This window comes from Streptomyces sp. 840.1, assembly GCF_003751445.1.
Taxonomy (GTDB): Bacteria; Actinomycetota; Actinomycetes; order Streptomycetales; family Streptomycetaceae; genus Streptomyces.
The window spans coordinates 5,107,507-5,126,062 of sequence record NZ_RJUU01000001.1; the positions used below are offsets into that span (position 1 = coordinate 5,107,507).

Genomic DNA, 18,556 nt, shown 5'->3' on the forward strand with positions numbered 1-18,556 from the left:
CCGGACGAAGCGATTTTCGCGAAGATTATTTTGTTCGCTTTGAGCGGAATTTTCGGGACCCGCTCCCGAAGGGCCCGTGTGTGATCGATCACAAGAGCGAATTATGGGCCGTCCACGCTCCGTGATCAGGGCCCGCACCGAAAATCCGGCAAAAGTCGGGGTTTTCGGGGGCCATTATCACGGGAAGTACACGGGGTGGTGCCGGTCAACGGCGCCGCCCGGACCGTGTACGGTCCCCATCGCCACCCAAGCCGATCACTATCGAGCGGTCCTTTTGGGTGTCGATTGAGTAACAGACCTTGATGTGAGGCAAAATCTCCGCCTCGGGTCGGGCACAAGTCCGGCCTCTCACGCGTTACGTGCGCTGAGACACCGCAGACACCCAGAGGGGGAGAGCGACATGGCAACGGATTACGACACCCCACGAAAGACCGACGACGACGTCGATCAGGACAGCCTTGAAGAGCTCAAGGCTCGTCGGAGCGACAAGACGGCATCGGCCGTCGATGTCGACGAGTTCGACGCGGCCGAAGGACTGGAGCTGCCCGGCGCAGACCTGTCCAACGAAGAGCTGGCCGTAAGGGTCCTGCCCAAGCAGGCCGACGAATTCACGTGCATGAGCTGTTTCCTCGTGCACCACCGCAGTCAGCTGGCCCGCGAGAAGAACGGCCAGCCGATCTGCCGCGACTGCGACTGAGGTCCGGTCGGCCGTGGCAGGGAACACACCGTTCCGGAAGCGGCGCCCCCGGCGCGGAAAGCAGTCGGAGGCGTATGAGGGCGGTACCGGCCCGGCAGAAGGCCTGACAGCGCCTGCCGAGCCGTCCGCCCTGCCACCCTCGCCGGGCGGGCAGGATGAGGAGCGGGGCCTGCCGGCCTCGTTCGAAGCAGCGAACGCAGCGGACGCAGCCGATGCGGCCGCGGAAGTCGACACGGCCGACAGGGCCGAACAGGTCGACAGGACGGAGCCCGTGACCGGGGCAGGCCGTCTGAAATCAGTGAAACGGGGCGTACGCAAGGGCGGGGAGAGCGCAAGGGCGGCGATCGGTCATATCGCGGACCGGATCATCGACATCGCTCCCCGCGTCCCTGTGCGCGATCTCGCCACCCTGCGCAAGCAGTTCCCCGGCCTCGGGCCCGAAGAGCTGGCCGACCGGCTCATCGCGGGCGCCGGCAAGGCCACCGCCACCGTCGGCGCCGGAATCGGCGCGGCGGCCATGATGCCCGTACCGCCCGCCATGCTCGCCGAGCTGGCCGCGGAGATCACCGGCGTGGCCGCGATCGAGATGAAGCTCGTCGCCGAACTCCACGAGGTGTACGGACTGCGCCCGCCGGGCGGCCTCCCGCAGCGCTCCACCGCCTACCTGACCTCCTGGACCGAGGAGCGGGGTATCGACGTCACCCGTCCGGTGACCGTCAACGCGGCACTCGGCGGCCAGATGAAGCGCGAGCTGCGCCAGCAGATCATGAAGCGCACCGTGCGCGATCTGCCGAACCTGATTCCGTTCATGATCGGCGCCACCGTCGGCGCGATGATGAACCGCCGCGACACCAGAAGGCTCGCCGAACGCATCAGGAAGGATCTGCGCGAGCGCCAGGTCCCCTGGGACCGGCTGCCCGAGCTGCCGCCGCTGGAGCGGCCCGCGCTGCCCTACGAACCCCCTCGGGGCGATCCGCCGGACAGCCCTTGAGGCCTTAGGCCCGTACGGCCGCCTTCAGTGCCGCCACCAGTGCCTTCGGCTCGCGCGTCGACAGATAGACGTACGGGGTCGGGTCCTCGGGATCGGTGACCTTCACCCGCACCGCCGTCGGGATGTAGCTGCGCAGCAGCATGAAGGCCCGGGTGTCCGCCTTGTACGAGCGCCAGGCCCGCGCCTCCTCGGCCTCCAGCGCCTCGGCCTCACCGAGCGCCGAGACCGGGATCCGCGCGTCCCCCGCCACCAGGGCGTCGCCCACCACCCGGATCCGGACGGAGCCGTACGAGCTCACCACCACAGCCGACGCGACCGTGCCGCCGACCAGGCCGGCGAGCAGCGGCAGGGTGCCCAGGGGCAGCAGCATCAGCGCGCACGCGATGCCGAACAGGAGGCAGATCACCCACCAGGAACGGGGTGCGGTGAGGCGTTCGTCGAAGGGCGGGGCGGAAGGCTGCATGAGCCCAAGCTTGGCACGGCGCGACCTGCGGGTAGCCGCGCGGGTAAGGTCTGCGGCTGTGAGTGGAACATCTGCGGCTCTGAAGCCCCCGGCCGACGCGGTGAAACCGGTCCGGCATCCCGACGCGCCGGCCCCCGGCGAACTCCTCGGCGCGCACTACGAACACTGTTTCGGCTGCGGCGAGGGACAGCCGCACGGGCTGCACCTCCAGGCGCGGGCCGGCGAGGGCGTCGAGGTCACCGCCGAATTCACCGTGCAGGCGGCCCACCAGGGCGCCCCCGGCCTCGCGCACGGCGGGGTGCTGGCCACCGCGCTCGACGAGACGCTCGGCTCGCTGAACTGGCTGCTGCGGGTGATCGCGGTGACCGGACGGCTGGAGACCGACTTCGTCCGCCCGGTGCCGGTCGACACGGTGCTGTTCCTGGACGCCGAGATCACCGCGGTGCACGGCCGGAAAATCTACTCCAGGGCCACCGGCCGGATCGGCGGCCCGGACGGGCCCGTGGCGGTCCGCGCCGAGGCCCTCTTCATCGAGGTCAAGGTCGACCACTTCATCGAGAACGGCCGCCCGGCCGAGATCCAGGCGGCGATGGCCGACCCGGACCAGGTCAAGCGGGCCCGCGCCTTCGAGGTGAACCCCTGATGCGCCATCCCGTGGACGTGCTGATCCGCCGGACCGACCCGGACGTGCCGATTCCGTCCTACGGTCATCCCGGCGACGCCGGAGCCGACCTGGTGACCACCGAGGCCGCCGAGCTGGCGCCGGGCGAGCGGGCCGTGCTGCCCACCGGGGTCTCGATCGCGCTGCCCGACGGGTTCGCCGCGTTCGTGCACCCCCGGTCCGGGATCGCCGCGCGCTGCGGAGTCGCACTGGTGAATGCCCCGGGGACGGTTGATGCCGGGTACCGTGGAGAGATCAAGGTGATCGTCATCAATCTCGACCCGCGCGAGTCCGTGCGGTTCGAGCGGTTCGACCGGATTGCCCAACTGGTCGTGCAGCAGGTCGAGAAGGTGCGCTTCCACGAAGTGTCGGAGCTTCCCGGTTCGGCGCGGGCCGAAGGGGGCTTCGGGTCCACCGGCGGTCATGCCGCCGTTGATGTTGATGGCGTCCGGGGCGGGGTTCCCCAGGGCGGGAACAGCTACGCTTCGGTCGAATCCGACCGGGAAGGACAGTGACGTGTTCGGACGTCGCAAGGACAGTGGTTCCGCCGAGGACAAGGCGGACGAAGCGCGCGAGGCCGAGCAGGTCGTCGACGAGCTCGATGACGCCGATGCCGCCGAGGGCGGATCGCGTCGGATGAACCTTCCGCCGGCGCCGCGGCCGGACGGCCCGTGGGACATCGAAGAGGTCTCCCAGCCCGGCGAGGGCCGGGTCGACCTGGGCGGCATCTTCGTGCCCGGCGTCGAGGGCATGGAGCTGCGTGTCGAGGTCGCCGGTGACGCGATCGTCGCCGCCACCGTGGTGCTGCGCGACAGCGCGATCCAGCTGCAGGCCTTCGCCGCCCCCAAGAAGGAGGGCATCTGGGGCGAGGTCCGCGACGAGATCGCCTCCGGCATCACCCAGCAGGGCGGGATCATCGACGAGGTCGAGGGCCCGCTGGGCTGGGAGCTGCGCGCGCAGGTCCCCGTACAGCTTCCCGACGGCGCGAACGGCGTGCAGCTGGTCCGCTTCGTCGGCATCGACGGCCCGCGCTGGTTCCTACGCGGTGTGATCTCCGGCCAGGGCGCCGTGCAGCCGGAGGCCGCCGGTCTCCTGGAGACGGTCTTCCGGGACACCGTGGTGGTCCGTGGCGACGGCCCGATGGCCCCGCGCGACCCGATCGTCCTGAAGCTCCCCAACGACGCCCAGATGGTGCCCGAGGGCGTGCAGCAGGAGGAGCAGGAGAGCTCCAAGTTCTCCGGTGGCATGGCCGGCCTGCAGCGCGGCCCCGAGATCACCGAGGTGCGCTGACCCCGCACTCGTAAGCACCGGCCGGTGGGCCGTACTCCTTCCCAGGGGTACGGCCCACCGGCTTTCGTATGTCCGGCGGCTTCGCGGCGCCCGGGGGAGCGCGGCCCGTATGGGGCGCGTATCGGGCACGTACAGGCGCCGTCAAGGGCCGGCCCATCTCCGTATGGAAGGCATCAACGCAGGTCAAAGCGGTGTCTGTGACGGGTTTGCTCATGAGGTCCGAGAAATCCGCACCTCATCCAGGAGCACCCGATGGCCGATCTGGCCTTCGTCGTCACCACGATCGCTGTCTTCGCGCTGGTGGCATTCATCGCCAAGGGGGTGACGAAGCTGTGACCGCCGAAAACGTGGTCGGCCTCGTCGTGGCCGTCGCCCTGCTGGGCTATCTCGTCCTCGCCCTCCTGTACCCGGAGAGGTTCTGAGCCCGATATGAGCCCCGTCCTCGCAGGCGTGCTCCAGCTGCTCGCGCTCGTCGTGGCGCTGGGTCTGGCGTACCGCCCGCTCGGTGACCACATGGCCCGCGTCTACACCTCGCCCCGGCATCTGCGGGCCGAGAAGTGGATCTACAAGGCCATCGGTGCCGATCCGAACACGCAGATGCGCTGGCCCGCCTATCTCCGCGGCGTCCTGGCCTTCTCCGCCGTGAGTGTCCTCTTCCTGTATCTGCTGCAGCGGCTCCAGGGCTCGCTGCCCGGCTCCCTCGGCTTCGTCCCGATCGACCCCGACCAGGCGTTCAACACGGCGGCGTCGTTCGTCGCCAACACCAACTGGCAGTCGTACTCCGGCGAGCAGGCCATGGGCCACGTCGTGCAGACCGGCGGCCTCGCGGTGCAGAACTTCGTCTCGGCCGCCGTCGGCATCGCGGTCGCGGTGGCGCTCGTACGGGGCCTCGCCGCCACCCGTACCGGTGAACTCGGCAACTTCTGGACCGACCTGGTGCGCGGCACCGTGCGCATCCTCCTGCCGATCTCGGTGATCGGCGCGATCGTGCTGGTCGCCTGCGGGGTGATCCAGAACTTCTCCGGCATTCACGAGGTCGGGCAGTTCATGGGCGGTTCGCAGCAGTGGAACGGCGGCGCCGTCGCCTCCCAGGAGGTCATCAAGGAGCTGGGCACCAACGGCGGCGGGTACTTCAACGCCAACTCGGCCCACCCCTTCGAGAACCCCGACGGGCTCTCCAACCTCTTCGAGATCTTCCTGATCCTGCTCATCCCGTTCGCGCTGACCCGCACGTTCGGCCGGATGGTCGGCTCGCTCAGGCAGGGCTACGCGATCCTCGCCACCATGGGCGTCATCTGGCTCGGCTTCACCGCGCTGATGATGTGGACCGAATTCGCCCACCACGGGCCTGCGTTCGATATCGCGGGCGGCGCCATGGAGGGCAAGGAGAATCGTTTCGGCGTTGGCGGCTCGTCCCTCTTCGCGGTGGCGACCACCCTCACCTCGACCGGTGCGGTGAACTCCTTCCACTCCTCGTTCACCGGCTTCGGCGGCGGCATCACGATGCTCGGCATGCAGCTCGGCGAGATCGCCCCCGGCGGCACCGGCTCCGGCCTCTACGGAATGCTGATCATGGCGGTCATCGCCGTGTTCATCGCCGGTCTCATGGTCGGCCGCACGCCCGAGTACCTCGGCAAGAAGATCGGCACCCGCGAGATCAAACTCGCCGCCTGCTACATCCTGATCACCCCGGCCCTGGTGCTCGGCTTCACCGCCGTCGCCATGGCCCTGCCCACCCCGGCCGGCTCGATGACCAACACCGGCGCGCACGGCTTCTCCGAGATCCTGTACGCCTACACCTCGGGCGCCAACAACAACGGCTCCGCGTTCGCCGGACTGGCCGCGGACACCCCGTGGTTCAACACCACCATCGGACTGGCGATGCTGCTGGGCAGGTTCCTGCCCATGGTGTTCGTCCTCGCGCTGGCCGGCTCGTTCGCCGAGCAGCGGCCCGTACCGGCGACCGTCGGCACACTCGGCACCCACCGGCCGCTCTTCAGCGGGCTGCTGGCCGCCACCGTCATGATCGTCGCCGGTCTGACCTACTTCCCGGCCCTGGCTCTGGGCCCACTGGCCGAGGGGCTGGCGTCATGACCCTCCGTACGAAGCAGGAGGACGAGATGTCCACCGTCACACCGGTCGGCGCACCGCACCGGGACACCCCGTCCGGTCACGGCCCCGAAGGGCGCGTCGGCGCCGGTCTGTTCGACCCCGGCATGATGATCGCCGCGTTCCCCGACGCGATACGCAAACTGCGTCCCCGGGTGATGATCAAGTCACCGGTGATGTTCGTGGTGCTGACCGGCTCCGTGCTCACCACCGTGCTGGCCGCCATGGACCCGGGGGACTGGTTCGGCTGGGCGATCACCGTCTGGCTCTGGCTGACCACGGTCTTCGCCAACCTCGCGGAGGCGGTCGCCGAGGGGCGCGGCAAGGCCCAGGCCGACACCCTGCGCCGGGCCAGGACGGACACCGTCGCCCGCCGGCTCACCGGCCGGAACGAGGAGCGGACGGCGGGCACCGAACTGCGCGTCGGCGACCTGGTGGTCTGCGAGGCCGGCGACATCGTCCCGGGCGACGGAGACGTCGTCGAGGGCGTGGCCAGCGTCGACGAATCCGCGATCACCGGCGAATCCGCACCCGTCATCCGGGAGTCCGGCGGCGACCGCAGCGCCGTGACCGGCGGTACGAAGGTGCTCTCCGACCGCATCGTCATCAAGATCACCACCAAGCCGGGCGAGACGTTCATCGACCGGATGATCGCCCTCGTCGAGGGCGCCGCCCGGCAGAAGACGCCCAACGAGATCGCGCTGAACATCCTGCTCGCCTCGCTGACCATCGTCTTCCTGCTGGCCGTGGTCACCCTCCAGCCGTTCGCCGTCTACGCGGGCAGCGAGCAGTCCATGACCGTGCTGGCCGCACTGCTGGTCTGCCTGATCCCGACCACCATCGGCGCGCTGCTCTCCGCGATCGGCATCGCCGGCATGGACCGGCTGGTGCAGCGCAACGTGCTCGCCATGTCGGGACGCGCCGTCGAGGCGGCGGGCGACGTCTCGACCCTGCTGCTCGACAAGACCGGCACCATCACCCTCGGCAACCGGCAGGCCGCCGGGTTCCTCCCGGTCGCGGGCGTGACGCAGGCCGAGCTCGCGGACGCCGCCCAGCTCTCCTCACTGGCCGACGAGACACCGGAGGGCCGCTCCGTCGTCGTCCTGGCGAAGGAGGCGTACGGGCTCCGGGAGCGGCATCAGGGGCAGCTGGCCACCGCGGACTGGGTGGGCTTCACCGCCCAGACCCGGATGTCCGGCGTCGACCTCGACGGCCGCCGGATCCGCAAGGGCGCCACCGGCTCGGTCACCGCCTGGGTCCGGGAGCGCGGCGGCACGGTCCACCCGGACGTCACCGCGCTCACCGACCGGATCTCCCGCGAGGGCGGTACGCCGCTGCCGGTCGCGGTCGACGACGGGGACGGAGCCAGGGTCCTGGGCGTCATCCACCTCAAGGACGTCGTCAAGGAGGGGATGCGCGAGCGGTTCGACGAGCTGCGCCGGATGGGCATCCGCACGGTCATGATCACCGGTGACAACCCGCTGACCGCGAAGGCCATCGCCGAGGAGGCGGGCGTCGACGACTTCCTCGCCGAGGCGACCCCCGAGGACAAGATGGCCCTCATCAAGCGGGAGCAGGCCGGCGGCAAGCTCGTCGCGATGACCGGCGACGGGACGAACGACGCGCCCGCGCTCGCCCAGGCCGACGTCGGCGTGGCCATGAACACCGGAACCTCGGCCGCCAAGGAGGCCGGGAACATGGTGGACCTGGACTCCGACCCGACCAAGCTCATCGAGATCGTCGAGATCGGCAAACAGCTGCTGATCACCCGGGGCGCGCTGACGACCTTCTCCATCGCCAACGACGTCGCGAAGTACTTCGCGATCATCCCCGCCATGTTCGCCGTGGTCTATCCGGGCCTGGACCGGCTCAACATCATGGATCTGTCCTCGCCCCGGTCCGCGATCCTGTCCGCCGTGATCTTCAACGCGCTGATCATCGTCGCGTTGGTGCCGCTCGCCCTGAAGGGCGTGCGCTACCGGCCGGCGGGCGCCGACTCGATGCTCCGGCGCAACCTCGGGATCTACGGGCTCGGCGGCCTGGTCGCCCCGTTCATCGGCATCAAGATCATCGACCTGATCATCTCCCTCATCCCCGGAATCGGCTGACCTGCCATGAACCACTCCGTAGTGAACTCCGCCCGGCCGCTCTGGGCCGGACTGCGCGCCCTGCTCGTCCTCACCCTGGTCTGCGGCGTCCTCTACCCGCTCGCCGTCACCGCGGTCGCCCAAGGCCTCATGCCCGGCCGGGCCAACGGCTCCGAAGTCACCGCGAACGGCGGGACCGTCGGCTCCGAGCTCATCGGGCAGCGCTACGACCTGCCGCTGAAGAAGGGCCAGGAGACCCCGGACCCCGACCTCAGATGGTTCCAGCCGCGCCCCTCCAACGGCCTCGGCACCAACAGCGTCAACACGCGGTACTCGCTGCTCGTCTCCGGCGCGACCAACCGCTCCGGCGACAACAAGGAGCTGATCGACTGGGTCACCGCCGCCAAGGCCGCAGTGGTGAAGGACAACTCCGTCCCCGGCCACCCGGTGCGTCCCGCCCAGGTGCCGGCCGACGCCGTCACCTCGTCCGGCTCCGGGCTCGACCCGGACATCTCCCCGGCGTACGCACGGCTCCAGGTGCGACGGGTCGCCGAGCGCAACCACCTGGACCCGGGGCTGGTGGCGAAACTGGTGGACCGGCACACCGACGGCCGGATCCTCGGCTTTGCGGGCGAGCCGAGGGTCAACGTCCTCCGGTTGAACATCGCCCTGAAGCAGCTGGTGAGCCCCGCCCCGGGGCACTGACCGCACACGACGCCCGGGTCCGGCCGCCGCGGCCGGACCCGGGCATTGCCCGTTCCAGGGCCTCCCGCACATACTGGCGGCCGACAGGACCGAGTACGTACGGGGAGCGACATGACCGAGAGCATCGACGCGGCGGGCACCGGCGCGAAGGGCGGCACGACCGTCGCGGAGCGTCCCATGGTCCGGATCGAGGACCTGCACCGGTCGTACGGCTCGGGCGCCGGGGCCGTGCACGCGCTGCGCGGGGTGTCCTTCGAGGTGCCGCGCGGGGAGCTGGTCGCGCTCAAGGGCCGCTCCGGCTCCGGCAAGACCACCCTGCTGAACCTCGTCGGCGGGCTCGACAGCCCCGACAGCGGCCGGATCACCGTGGACGGCACCGACCTGTCCTCCCTCGGCGAGAACGGGCTGCTGGAACTGCGCCGCGACCGGATCGGCTTCATCTTCCAGTCGTTCGGCCTGATTCCCATCCTGACGGCGGCGGAGAACGTCGGCGTGCCCATGCGGCTGCGCAAGGCCGATCCGCGCGAGCGCGAGGAGCGGGTGTCGCTGCTGCTCTCCCTGGTCGGCCTCGCCGACCACGCCGCCCAGCGCCCCGGCGAGCTCTCCGGCGGCCAGCAGCAGCGGGTGGCGATCGCCCGCGCGCTCGCCAACAAGCCCGCCCTGCTGATCGCGGACGAGCCGACCGGACAGCTCGACGCGGAGACCGGCCTCGCGGTGATGGAGCTGCTGCGCGCGGTCGTGCACAGCGAGGGCGTCACCGCGCTCGTCGCCACCCACGACGCCCAGCTGCTCGGCCTCGCGGACCGGGTCCTGGAACTCAGCGACGGGCACATCATCGAGCACCCCTGACCCGGGCCCGGCCCTGCCGGGGCGGCGGACCACGCCCCGGGCGGGCGGGGGAGCGGCATCAGAATTACGTCAATACGGTCCGCTCCAGCACCCCCCGCCCGATATGCCGGAAATTCACGAGGTAGCTTCGACAGAGGCTGCCGCATCGGCCGCAGCCGGGTTTCGGGAAGACAATGGGGCCATGGCGCGCGGCAAACTTCGGATCTACCTCGGTGCGGCACCGGGCGTCGGCAAGACGTACGCCATGCTCTCCGAGGCGCACCGCCGGGTGGAGCGGGGCACCGACTGCGTCGTCGGCTTCGTCGAGCACCACGACCGCCCGCGCACCGAGGTCATGCTGCACGGCCTGGAACAGACGCGCCGCCGCGAGATCGAGTACCGCTCCGCGGTCTTCACCGAGATGGACGTCGACGCGGTCCTGGAACGGGCCCCCGCCGTCGCCCTGGTGGACGAACTGGCGCACACCAATGTGCCCGGCTCCCGCAACGCCAAGCGCTGGCAGGACGTCGAGGAACTCCTCCAGGCCGGCATCGACGTGGTCTCCACCGTCAACATCCAGCACCTGGAGTCACTCGGTGACGTCGTCGAGTCGATAACCGGCGTACGCCAGCGCGAGACCGTGCCCGACGAGGTGGTCCGCCGCGCCGACCAGCTCGAACTCGTCGACATGTCGCCCCAGGCGCTGCGCAGGCGGATGGCCCACGGCAACATCTACAAGCCCGACCGGATCGACGCCTCGCTCTCCAACTACTTCCGCCCCGGCAACCTCACCGCCCTGCGCGAGCTGGCCCTCCTCTGGGTGGCCGACCGGGTCGACGAATACCTCCAGCAGTACCGGGGCGAGCACAACATCCGCACCACCTGGCAGGCCCGCGAACGCATAGTCGTCGGACTCACCGGCGGCCCCGAGGGACGCACCCTCATCCGCCGCGCCTCCCGCATGGCGGCCAAGGGCTCCGGCAGCGAGATCCTCGCCGTCTACATCGCCCGCAGCGACGGACTGACCTCGGCCTCGCCCAAGGAGCTGACCGTCCAGCGCACGCTCGTCGAGGACCTCGGCGGCACCTTCCACCACGTCATCGGCGACGACATACCCTCGGCCCTCCTCGAATTCGCCCGGGGCGTCAACGCCACCCAGATCGTCCTCGGCTCCAGCCGCCGCAAGGCCTGGCAGTACATCTACGGGCCCGGCGTAGGCGCCACCGTCGCCCGCGAGTCCGGCACCGACCTCGACGTCCACATCGTCACCCACGACGAGGTCGCCAAGGGCCGCGGCCTGCCCATCGCCCGCGGCGCCCGGCTCGGCCGGGCCCGCATCATCTGGGGCTGGATCGTCGGCGTGGGCGGCCCGGTCCTCCTCGCGCTGCTCCTCAAGGGCCTGGAGAACGGCCCGGGGCTCGCCAACGACGTCCTGCTCTTCCTCTTCATGACCGTCGCCGCGGCCCTGCTCGGCGGGCTGCTGCCGGCCCTCGCGTCGGCCGCCGCGGGCTCGCTGCTGCTGAACTACTGGTTCACCCCGCCCACCCACACCCTGACCGTCCAGGACCCCGAGAACTTCGTCGCCATCGTGATCTTCTTCGCGGTGGCCGTCGCGGTGGCCTCCGTCGTCGACCTGGCGGCCCGCCGCACCCACCAGGCCGCGAGACTGCGCGCCGAGTCAGAGATCCTGTCCTTCCTGGCCGGCAGCGTGCTGCGCGGCGAGACCACCCTGGCCGCGCTGCTCGACCGGGTCCGCGAGACCTTCGGCATGGAGTCCGTCGCGCTGCTCGAGCGGCAGAGCGACGTCGACCCGTGGACGTGCGCCGGGAGCGTCGGGCCGGGGCCCGTCGCCCGGCCCGAGGAGGCCGATGTGGACATGCCCGTCGGCGACCACATGGCCCTCGCGCTCTCCGGCCGGGTGCTGCCCGCCGAGGACCGCCGGGTGCTCGGCGCCTTCGCCGCCCAGGCCGCCGTCGTACTGGACCGCCAGCGCCTCGTCGGCGAGGCCGAGGAGGCCCGCAGGCTCGCGGAGGGCAACCGGATCAGGACCGCGCTGCTGGCCGCCGTCAGCCACGACCTGCGGACCCCGCTCGCCGCGATCAAGGCCGCCGTCAGCTCCCTGCGCTCCGACGACGTCGCCTGGTCCGAGGACGACGAGGCCGAACTCCTGGAAGGCATCGAGAACGGCGCCGACCGCCTCGACCACCTGGTGGGCAACCTCCTGGACATGTCGCGCCTGCAGACCGGCACCGTCACCCCGCTCATCCGCGAGATCGACCTCGACGAGGTCGTGCCCATGGCCCTGGGCGGGGTGCCCGAGGACAGCGTCGACCTGGACATCCCCGAGACCCTGCCGATGGTCGCCGTCGACCCCGGGCTGCTGGAGCGGGCCGTCGCCAACATCGTCGAGAACGCCGTCAAGTACAGCCCCGACGGCGACCGCGTCACGGTGGCCGCCAGCGCGCTCGGCGCCCGCGTCGAGCTGCGGGTGGCCGACCGGGGCCGAGGCGTCCCCGACGACGGCAAGGAACGCATCTTCGAACCCTTCCAGCGCTACGGCGACGCCCCGCGCGGCGCCGGCGTCGGCCTCGGCCTCGCCGTGGCCCGGGGCTTCGTGGAATCCATGGGGGGCACGCTGGACGCCGAGGACACCCCCGGCGGCGGCCTCACCATGGTCCTGACCCTGAGGGCGGCACCGGGACACGTCCCGGTCGCCCCCGACCTGCCCGCGCGGGTCACCTCATGATCCGCGGCGAACTCCACGGAGAGCTCCGCGGCCCCGACGTACAGCAGAGAGGCAGGACCGAGATGACCCGGGTGCTTGTGGTCGACGACGAGCCGCAGATCGTACGCGCCCTCGTGATCAACCTGAAGGCGCGCAAGTACGAGGTGGACGCCGCGCCCGACGGGGCGACCGCCCTCCAGCTCGCCGCCGCCCGCCACCCCGACGTCGTCGTGCTGGACCTCGGGCTGCCCGACATGGACGGCGTCGAGGTGATCAGGGGGCTGCGCGGCTGGACCCGGGTGCCGATCCTGGTGCTCTCCGCCCGGCACACCTCCGACGAGAAGGTCGAGGCGCTGGACGCGGGGGCCGACGACTACGTCACCAAGCCGTTCGGCATGGACGAGCTGCTGGCCCGGCTGCGCGCCTCGGTGCGACGCGCCGAGCCCGTCGGGCAGGACGGGGGCGACCAGGCCGTGATCGTCGAGACCACGGGCTTCACCGTCGACCTGGCCGCCAAGAAGGTCCAGCGCGAGGGCCGGGACGTACGGCTCACCCCCACCGAGTGGCATCTGCTGGAGGTACTGGTCCGCAACAGCGGCCGGCTGGTCAGCCAGAAGCAGCTGCTCCAGGAGGTCTGGGGGCCGTCGTACGGCACTGAGACCAACTATCTGCGGGTCTACATGGCGCAGCTGCGGCGCAAGCTGGAGGCCGATCCCTCGCACCCCCGGCACTTCGTCACCGAACCGGGCATGGGCTACCGCTTCGAGCGCGCCTGACGTCAGCCGGCCGCCTCTCCCCGTAACCCGTTCGAGTGAGACGGTGGCCACCCGCCACCGCCCCCGGGGACCGGTACCCTTCGGTTATGAGTGCTGTTCCTCGATTCGAGAAGGCCGGGAAGGCCGAGCGGCCGTCCGGGCGCTTCCGCCGGATGCTCGACCGGCTCTCCAGCTCCCAGGAGGACCTGGAGTGCGAGGAGCTGGCGGAGGACTCGCACGCCTCGGGATGCACCCGGATCTCCGAGTGCAGCGACCGCCAGATCGTGAAGGTCACTGGTACCTTGCGGACGGTCACCCTGCGACCGCGCGCCGGAGTGCCCGCCCTGGAGGCGGAGCTCTTCGACGGCACCGCTCCGCTGGACGTGGTCTGGCTCGGCCGCCGCTCGATCGTGGGCATCGAGCCGGGCCGCAAGCTCATCGCCTCGGGCCGGATCTCCATGAGCCACGGGCGCCGGGTGCTGTTCAACCCCAAATACGAACTCCGACCGCTCGGCAAGGAGTAGCCGGTGACGTCTCTTGACAAGCCGACGTCCGACACGGACCCCACCACCCGCACCGACCAGCAGGAGGCCGACGCGAAGGCGGTCACCGAGGCCGCGCTCTTCGAGGCCTTCGGTGGCATCCGGGGCATGGTGGAGACAGTCCTGCCGGGACTGCTCTTCGTCACGATCTTCACCATCGACAAGAACCTCACGTACTCGGCCATCGCGGCCGTGGCGGTGTCGCTGGTGCTCGTGGCCGTCCGGCTGATCCGCCGGGACACCGTCAAGCACGCCTTCAGCGGCGTCTTCGGTGTGGCCTTCGGTGTCGTCTTCGCGAAGATGACCGGCAACGCCAAGGACTTCTACCTCCCGGGCATGATCTACACGCTCGGGCTGGCCCTCGCCTACCTGGTCACCACGGTGGCGGGACTGCCGCTGATCGGCCTGATCCTGGGCCCGGTCTTCAAGGAGAACCTCTCCTGGCGCACCAGGAACCCCGGCCGCAAGAAGGCCTACGCCAAGGCCAGCTACGCCTGGGGACTGATCCTGCTCGCCAAGTGCGCGATCCTCTTCCCGCTGTACTGGTGGGGCGACACCACCCAGTTCGGCTGGGTCCTGGTGGCGCTGAAGATCCCGCCGTTCCTGCTGGCCGTCTACCTCACCTGGGTCTTCCTGGCCAAGGCGCCGCCGCCCATCGACGTCTTCGCCGAGATGGAGGCCGAGGAACAGGCCGAGAAGGACCGCAAGGCCGAGCAGACCCGCGCGGCAGCCGCCGCCGAGACCGCCCGCGGCCAGGAGTACTGAGGCCCGCGTACCACGTGAAGGGGCCCGGTAGCGCTGATGGCGCTACCGGGCCCCTTTCCCGTGTGTACGCGTGTCAGCTCTCCGGGTCCCCCCGGCGCACCGACAGCAGGTCCTCCAGCTGCTCCTCGCGCGCCTGGGCCGCCACGAACAACAGCTCGTCACCGGCCTCCAGGGCCTCCTCCGCGCTCGGCGTCAGCACCCGCTGCCCGCGGATGATCGTCACCAGCGAGGTGTCCTCGGGCCAGGCCACCTCCCCGACCTGGGTGCCGGCCAGCGCCGACTCCGGGGGCAGCGTCAGCTCGACCAGGTTGGCGTCACCGTGGCTGAAGCGCAGCAGCCGGACCAGATCACCGACGCTCACCGCCTCCTCGACCAGGGCCGACATCAGCCGAGGGGTCGAGACCGCCACATCGACGCCCCAGGACTCGTTGAACAGCCACTCGTTCTTCGGGTTGTTCACCCGGGCGACGACCCGCGGCACGCCGTACTCCGTCTTGGCGAGCAGCGAGACGACCAGGTTCACCTTGTCGTCGCCGGTCGCGGCGATCACGACGTTGCAGCGCTGCAGCGCCGCCTCGTCCAGCGAGGTGATCTCGCAGGCGTCCGCCAGCAGCCACTCGGCCATCGGCACCCGCTCCACCGAGATGGCGGTCGGCGCCTTGTCGACGAGGAGCACCTCGTGGCCGTTCTCCAGCAGCTCGGCCGCGATGGAACGGCCCACCGCACCGGCCCCGGCAATCGCGACACGCATCAGTGACCGCCCTCCTCAGGGCCCTCGGCGAAGGCCGCCTCGACCTTCGCGATCTCGTCCGTCCGCATCATCACGTGGACCAGATCACCCTCCTGCAGCACCGTCTGCGACGACGGCAGTATGGCTTCGCCCAACCGGGTGAGGAACGCCACGCGGACGCCCGTCTCCTCCTGCAGTGTGCTGATCTTGTGGCCGATCCAGGACGGGGTGGTGTGCACCTCCGCGAGCTGCACACCGCCACTCGGGTCCCGCCACAGCGGCTCGGCACCCGAGGGCAGCAGCCGGCGCAGCATCTGGTCCGCGGTCCAGCGCACGGTGGCGACCGTGGGAATACCGAGACGCTGGTACACCTCGGCGCGCCGGGGGTCGTAGATCCTGGCCGCGACGTTCTCGATGCCGAACATCTCGCGCGCCACCCGGGCCGCGATGATGTTCGAGTTGTCGCCGCTGCTCACCGCCGCGAACGCACCGGCCTCCTCGATCCCCGCCTCGCGGAGGGTGTCCTGGTCGAAACCGACCCCGCTGACACGGCGGCCGCCGAAACCGGAGCCGAGGCGCCGGAATGCGGTGGGGTCCTGGTCGATGACGGCGACCGTGTGCCCCTGCTGCTCCAGGGTCTGCGCGAGAGCGGCTCCGACTCGCCCGCAGCCCATGATGACGATGTGCACCTTGCGCCTACCTCGCACTCCTGGTCGTCCGGCTGACCTGCGAAAACACCCTGCTCACACTCTTTCCTCGGCTGGCCGGGCAAACAATGGGGCAACGGTTCGTCCCGTTGCCCAGGATGAGCTTATGCGGCGCCGGGTCGGTTGCCTCATTCGAGTGTCCTTTCCCCGGGCCCGCGATGGCAAAGGGGCGGCTCGCGGACTGTTCCGGTGTGTTTTCGAGGGTCACGGCGCAAGGATTGCGTTAAGGATTTCGTGGCTTTTCCGTCCGAGTGCAGGAGATTCAAGTGATACGGGGGTGGTGCGTGGGCGGGCCCCATACGGAACCCTTACGATCCACAGCGTGTCCAAACTGACCGACGTGCCCAAACGGATCCTGATCGGACGGGCCCTGCGCAGCGACAAGCTGGGGGAGACACTCCTCCCCAAACGCATCGCCCTGCCCGTCTTCGCATCCGATCCGCTGTCCTCGGTGGCCTACGCGCCCGGAGAAGTCCTCCTGGTGCTGTCCATCGCAGGCGTGTCGGCGTACCACTTCAGCCCGTGGATCGCGGTCGCCGTCGTGGTCCTGATGTTCACCGTCGTCGCCTCGTACCGGCAGAACGTGCACGCGTACCCGAGCGGCGGCGGCGACTACGAGGTCGCGACCACGAACCTCGGCCCGAAGGCCGGACTGACCGTGGCCAGCGCCCTGCTGGTCGACTACGTCCTCACCGTCGCCGTGTCGATCGCCTCCGGGGTGGAGAACCTCGGCTCCGCGATCCCGTTCGTCGTCGAGCACAAGACCGCCTGTGCCGTCGCGGCCATCGTGCTGCTCACGCTGATGAACCTGCGCGGAGTGAAGGAGTCCGGGAAGCTCTTCGCGATCCCGACGTACCTCTTCGTGGCCGGCGTCTTCATCATGATCATCTGGGGTGCCTTCCGCGGACTCGTCCTCGGCGACACCATGCACGCTCCGACCTCCGGCTACACGATCAAGGCCGAGCACCAAGGGCTGGCCGGCTTCGCCCTCGTCTTCCTGCTGCTGCGGGCATTCTCCTCCGGCTGCGCCGCCCTCACCGGCGTCGAGGCGATCAGCAACGGCGTCCCCGCGTTCCGCAAGCCCAAGAGCAAGAACGCCGCAACCACCCTCGCGGCGATGGGCCTGCTGGCCGTCACCATGTTCTGCGGCATCATCGGCCTGGCCATGGCCACCGACGTGAAGATGGCCGAGAACCCGGCGAAGGACCTGATCAACAACGGTTCCCCGGTCGGTTCGGGCTTCGTCCAGGACCCGGTGATCTCCCAGGTCGCGGCCGCCGTGTTCGGCGACGGAACGTTCTTCTTCGTCATCCTCGCCGCCGCCACCGCACTCGTGCTCTTCCTGGCCGCGAACACCGCGTACAACGGCTTCCCGCTGCTCGGCTCGATCCTGGCCCAGGACAGCTACCTGCCCCGCCAGCTGCACACCCGGGGCGACCGGCTCGCCTTCTCCAACGGCATCGTGCTGCTGGCCGGCGCCGCCATCCTGCTGGTCGTCATCTACGGCGCCGACTCGACCCGGCTGATCCAGCTCTACATCGTCGGCGTGTTCGTCTCCTTCACCCTCAGCCAGACCGGCATGGTGCGGCACTGGAACCGTCACCTGCGGGCCGAGAAGGACCCGCTCAAGCGCCGCCACATGATCCGCTCCCGCGCGATCAACACCTTCGGCGCCTTCTTCACCGGCCTGGTGCTCGTCGTCGTCCTCGCCACCAAGTTCACCCACGGCGCCTGGGTCGCGCTGCTCGGCATGGTGATCTTCTACGGCACGATGACCGCCATCCGTAAGCACTACGACCGGGTCGCCGCGGAGATCGCCGCCGACGAGACCCCGTCCGACGAGAGCATCCGGCCCTCCCGGGTCCACTCGATCGTCCTGGTCTCCAAGCTCCACCGCCCGACCCTGCGCGCGCTCGCCTACGCCAAGCTGATCCGCTCGGACCACCTGGAGGCGCTCTCCATCAGCGTCGACCCCGCCGAGACGAAGGTCCTCAGGGAGGACTGGGAGCGGCGCGGCATCAACGTGCCCCTGAAGATCCTCGACTCGCCGTACCGCGAAGTGACCCGCCCGGTGATCGAGTACGTCAAGGGCCTGCGCAGGGAGAGCCCGCGCGACGTCGTGAGCGTGTACATCCCCGAGTACGTCGTCGGCCACTGGTACGAGCACCTGCTGCACAACCAGAGCGCCCTGCGGCTCAAGGGCAGGCTGCTCTTCACCCCGGGTGTGATGGTCACCTCCGTCCCGTACCAGCTGGAGTCCTCCGAAGCGGCCAAGAAGCGCGCCCGCAGGCGCGCGGACTGGACGGCCCCTGGCTCGGTGCGCCGTGGCCCGGTGGAACGCAGGTCCAAGGAGCACTCGCACAAGAGCTGACCGGCATCGGCTGTCGCGGTTCGCTCCTTTCCTCTCCTGTCCCGTCCCGCCCTGGTAAGCGGCCGTACGACACCCACGTAGACTCGTAGGTTGTTGTCCGGCCGTTCGCCGTTCGCCTTTACCCCTTGAT

General features: G+C 70.1%; 18 protein-coding genes. 15 read left to right on the plus strand and 3 right to left on the minus strand.

The window, feature by feature from the left end:
• Positions 1-400 precede the first annotated feature (400 nt).
• The gene (locus tag EDD93_RS23280; RefSeq protein WP_003965732.1) at positions 401-697 is read left to right on the plus strand and encodes a DUF4193 domain-containing protein; all 297 of its coding nucleotides are present in this window, start codon (positions 401-403) and stop codon (positions 695-697) included.
• Positions 698-710: 13 nt separating this feature from the next.
• Positions 711-1,688 carry a hypothetical protein gene (locus tag EDD93_RS23285; protein ID WP_123527000.1) on the plus strand — a complete coding sequence of 326 codons (978 nt, stop codon included), beginning with the start codon at positions 711-713 and terminating at the stop codon, positions 1,686-1,688.
• 4 nt (positions 1,689-1,692) lie between these two features.
• Here EDD93_RS23285 and EDD93_RS23290 read toward each other — a convergent pair whose 3' ends face one another.
• Positions 1,693-2,151 (minus strand): DUF3093 domain-containing protein, encoded by a 459-nt coding sequence (locus EDD93_RS23290; protein WP_123527001.1) that lies wholly within the window; start codon positions 2,149-2,151, stop codon positions 1,693-1,695.
• Between the two features lie 58 nt (positions 2,152-2,209).
• On the opposite strand from EDD93_RS23290, the gene EDD93_RS23295 reads away from it, so the two are divergent.
• The 12 genes from EDD93_RS23295 to EDD93_RS23350 all read left to right on the plus strand — a co-directional run bounded on the left by EDD93_RS23295 (position 2,210) and on the right by EDD93_RS23350 (position 14,618).
• Positions 2,210-2,794: a PaaI family thioesterase gene (locus EDD93_RS23295; RefSeq protein WP_123527002.1), complete on the plus strand. Its 585-nt coding sequence runs from the start codon at positions 2,210-2,212 to the stop codon at positions 2,792-2,794.
• The gene (dut, locus tag EDD93_RS23300) at positions 2,794-3,327 is read left to right on the plus strand and encodes a dUTP diphosphatase (protein WP_123527003.1); all 534 of its coding nucleotides are present in this window, start codon (positions 2,794-2,796) and stop codon (positions 3,325-3,327) included. The genes EDD93_RS23295 and dut overlap by 1 nt, the downstream gene beginning before the upstream one ends.
• Position 3,328: 1 nt before the next feature.
• Positions 3,329-4,102 (plus strand): DUF3710 domain-containing protein, encoded by a 774-nt coding sequence (locus EDD93_RS23305; protein ID WP_123527004.1) that lies wholly within the window; start codon positions 3,329-3,331, stop codon positions 4,100-4,102.
• A 332-nt stretch (positions 4,103-4,434) separates the two neighbouring features.
• The gene (gene kdpF / locus EDD93_RS23310; RefSeq protein WP_037777601.1) at positions 4,435-4,524 is read left to right on the plus strand and encodes a K(+)-transporting ATPase subunit F; all 90 of its coding nucleotides are present in this window, start codon (positions 4,435-4,437) and stop codon (positions 4,522-4,524) included.
• A gap of 7 nt (positions 4,525-4,531) precedes the next feature.
• Positions 4,532-6,196: a potassium-transporting ATPase subunit KdpA gene (gene kdpA / locus EDD93_RS23315; protein ID WP_123527005.1), complete on the plus strand. Its 1,665-nt coding sequence runs from the start codon at positions 4,532-4,534 to the stop codon at positions 6,194-6,196.
• 26 nt (positions 6,197-6,222) lie between these two features.
• Complete coding sequence (kdpB, locus tag EDD93_RS23320; RefSeq protein WP_123527933.1) at positions 6,223-8,319, plus strand: potassium-transporting ATPase subunit KdpB; 2,097 nt, start codon at positions 6,223-6,225, stop codon at positions 8,317-8,319.
• Between the two features lie 6 nt (positions 8,320-8,325).
• Positions 8,326-9,003: a potassium-transporting ATPase subunit C gene (locus EDD93_RS23325; RefSeq protein WP_123527006.1), complete on the plus strand. Its 678-nt coding sequence runs from the start codon at positions 8,326-8,328 to the stop codon at positions 9,001-9,003.
• Positions 9,004-9,114: 111 nt separating this feature from the next.
• Positions 9,115-9,852, plus strand: coding sequence for an ABC transporter ATP-binding protein (locus EDD93_RS23330; RefSeq protein WP_123527007.1), 738 nt, complete (start codon positions 9,115-9,117; stop codon positions 9,850-9,852).
• 181 nt (positions 9,853-10,033) lie between these two features.
• On the plus strand, positions 10,034-12,577 hold the full coding sequence (locus EDD93_RS23335) for an ATP-binding protein (protein WP_123527008.1): 2,544 nt from the start codon (positions 10,034-10,036) through the stop codon (positions 12,575-12,577).
• Between the two features lie 62 nt (positions 12,578-12,639).
• Positions 12,640-13,332 carry a response regulator gene (locus EDD93_RS23340; RefSeq protein ID WP_123527934.1) on the plus strand — a complete coding sequence of 231 codons (693 nt, stop codon included), beginning with the start codon at positions 12,640-12,642 and terminating at the stop codon, positions 13,330-13,332.
• Between the two features lie 86 nt (positions 13,333-13,418).
• The gene (locus tag EDD93_RS23345; protein WP_073737652.1) at positions 13,419-13,835 is read left to right on the plus strand and encodes an OB-fold nucleic acid binding domain-containing protein; all 417 of its coding nucleotides are present in this window, start codon (positions 13,419-13,421) and stop codon (positions 13,833-13,835) included.
• Positions 13,836-13,838: 3 nt separating this feature from the next.
• Positions 13,839-14,618: a DUF3159 domain-containing protein gene (locus tag EDD93_RS23350; protein ID WP_123527009.1), complete on the plus strand. Its 780-nt coding sequence runs from the start codon at positions 13,839-13,841 to the stop codon at positions 14,616-14,618.
• 73 nt (positions 14,619-14,691) lie between these two features.
• Here EDD93_RS23350 and EDD93_RS23355 read toward each other — a convergent pair whose 3' ends face one another.
• Together EDD93_RS23355 and EDD93_RS23360 are read right to left on the minus strand one after the other, a co-directional pair.
• Positions 14,692-15,369, minus strand: a complete 678-nt coding sequence (locus EDD93_RS23355; protein ID WP_123527010.1) for a TrkA family potassium uptake protein — start codon at positions 15,367-15,369, stop codon at positions 14,692-14,694.
• Positions 15,369-16,037 (minus strand): TrkA family potassium uptake protein, encoded by a 669-nt coding sequence (locus tag EDD93_RS23360; protein WP_024490560.1) that lies wholly within the window; start codon positions 16,035-16,037, stop codon positions 15,369-15,371. Before EDD93_RS23360 ends, EDD93_RS23355 begins: the two co-directional genes overlap by 1 nt.
• 340 nt (positions 16,038-16,377) lie before the next feature.
• Between EDD93_RS23360 and EDD93_RS23365 the strand changes: the two genes are divergently transcribed.
• Positions 16,378-18,426 (plus strand): APC family permease, encoded by a 2,049-nt coding sequence (locus tag EDD93_RS23365; RefSeq protein WP_123527011.1) that lies wholly within the window; start codon positions 16,378-16,380, stop codon positions 18,424-18,426.
• The last annotated feature ends 130 nt before the right edge of the window (positions 18,427-18,556 follow it).

Excerpts from the sequence above, each read along its gene's own strand:
- EDD93_RS23280 (WP_003965732.1), top strand. The coding sequence starts at position 401 with ATGGCAACGGATTACGACACCCCACGAAAGACCGACGACGACGTCGAT.
- EDD93_RS23290 (WP_123527001.1), bottom strand. The coding sequence starts at position 2,151 with ATGCAGCCTTCCGCCCCGCCCTTCGACGAACGCCTCACCGCACCCCGT.
- dut (WP_123527003.1), top strand. The coding sequence starts at position 2,794 with ATGCGCCATCCCGTGGACGTGCTGATCCGCCGGACCGACCCGGACGTG.
- kdpA (WP_123527005.1), top strand. The coding sequence starts at position 4,532 with ATGAGCCCCGTCCTCGCAGGCGTGCTCCAGCTGCTCGCGCTCGTCGTG.
- kdpB (WP_123527933.1), top strand. The coding sequence starts at position 6,223 with ATGTCCACCGTCACACCGGTCGGCGCACCGCACCGGGACACCCCGTCC.
- EDD93_RS23325 (WP_123527006.1), top strand. The coding sequence starts at position 8,326 with ATGAACCACTCCGTAGTGAACTCCGCCCGGCCGCTCTGGGCCGGACTG.
- EDD93_RS23330 (WP_123527007.1), top strand. The coding sequence starts at position 9,115 with ATGACCGAGAGCATCGACGCGGCGGGCACCGGCGCGAAGGGCGGCACG.
- EDD93_RS23335 (WP_123527008.1), top strand. The coding sequence starts at position 10,034 with ATGGCGCGCGGCAAACTTCGGATCTACCTCGGTGCGGCACCGGGCGTC.
- EDD93_RS23340 (WP_123527934.1), top strand. The coding sequence starts at position 12,640 with ATGACCCGGGTGCTTGTGGTCGACGACGAGCCGCAGATCGTACGCGCC.
- EDD93_RS23345 (WP_073737652.1), top strand. The coding sequence starts at position 13,419 with ATGAGTGCTGTTCCTCGATTCGAGAAGGCCGGGAAGGCCGAGCGGCCG.
- EDD93_RS23355 (WP_123527010.1), bottom strand. The coding sequence starts at position 15,369 with ATGCGTGTCGCGATTGCCGGGGCCGGTGCGGTGGGCCGTTCCATCGCG.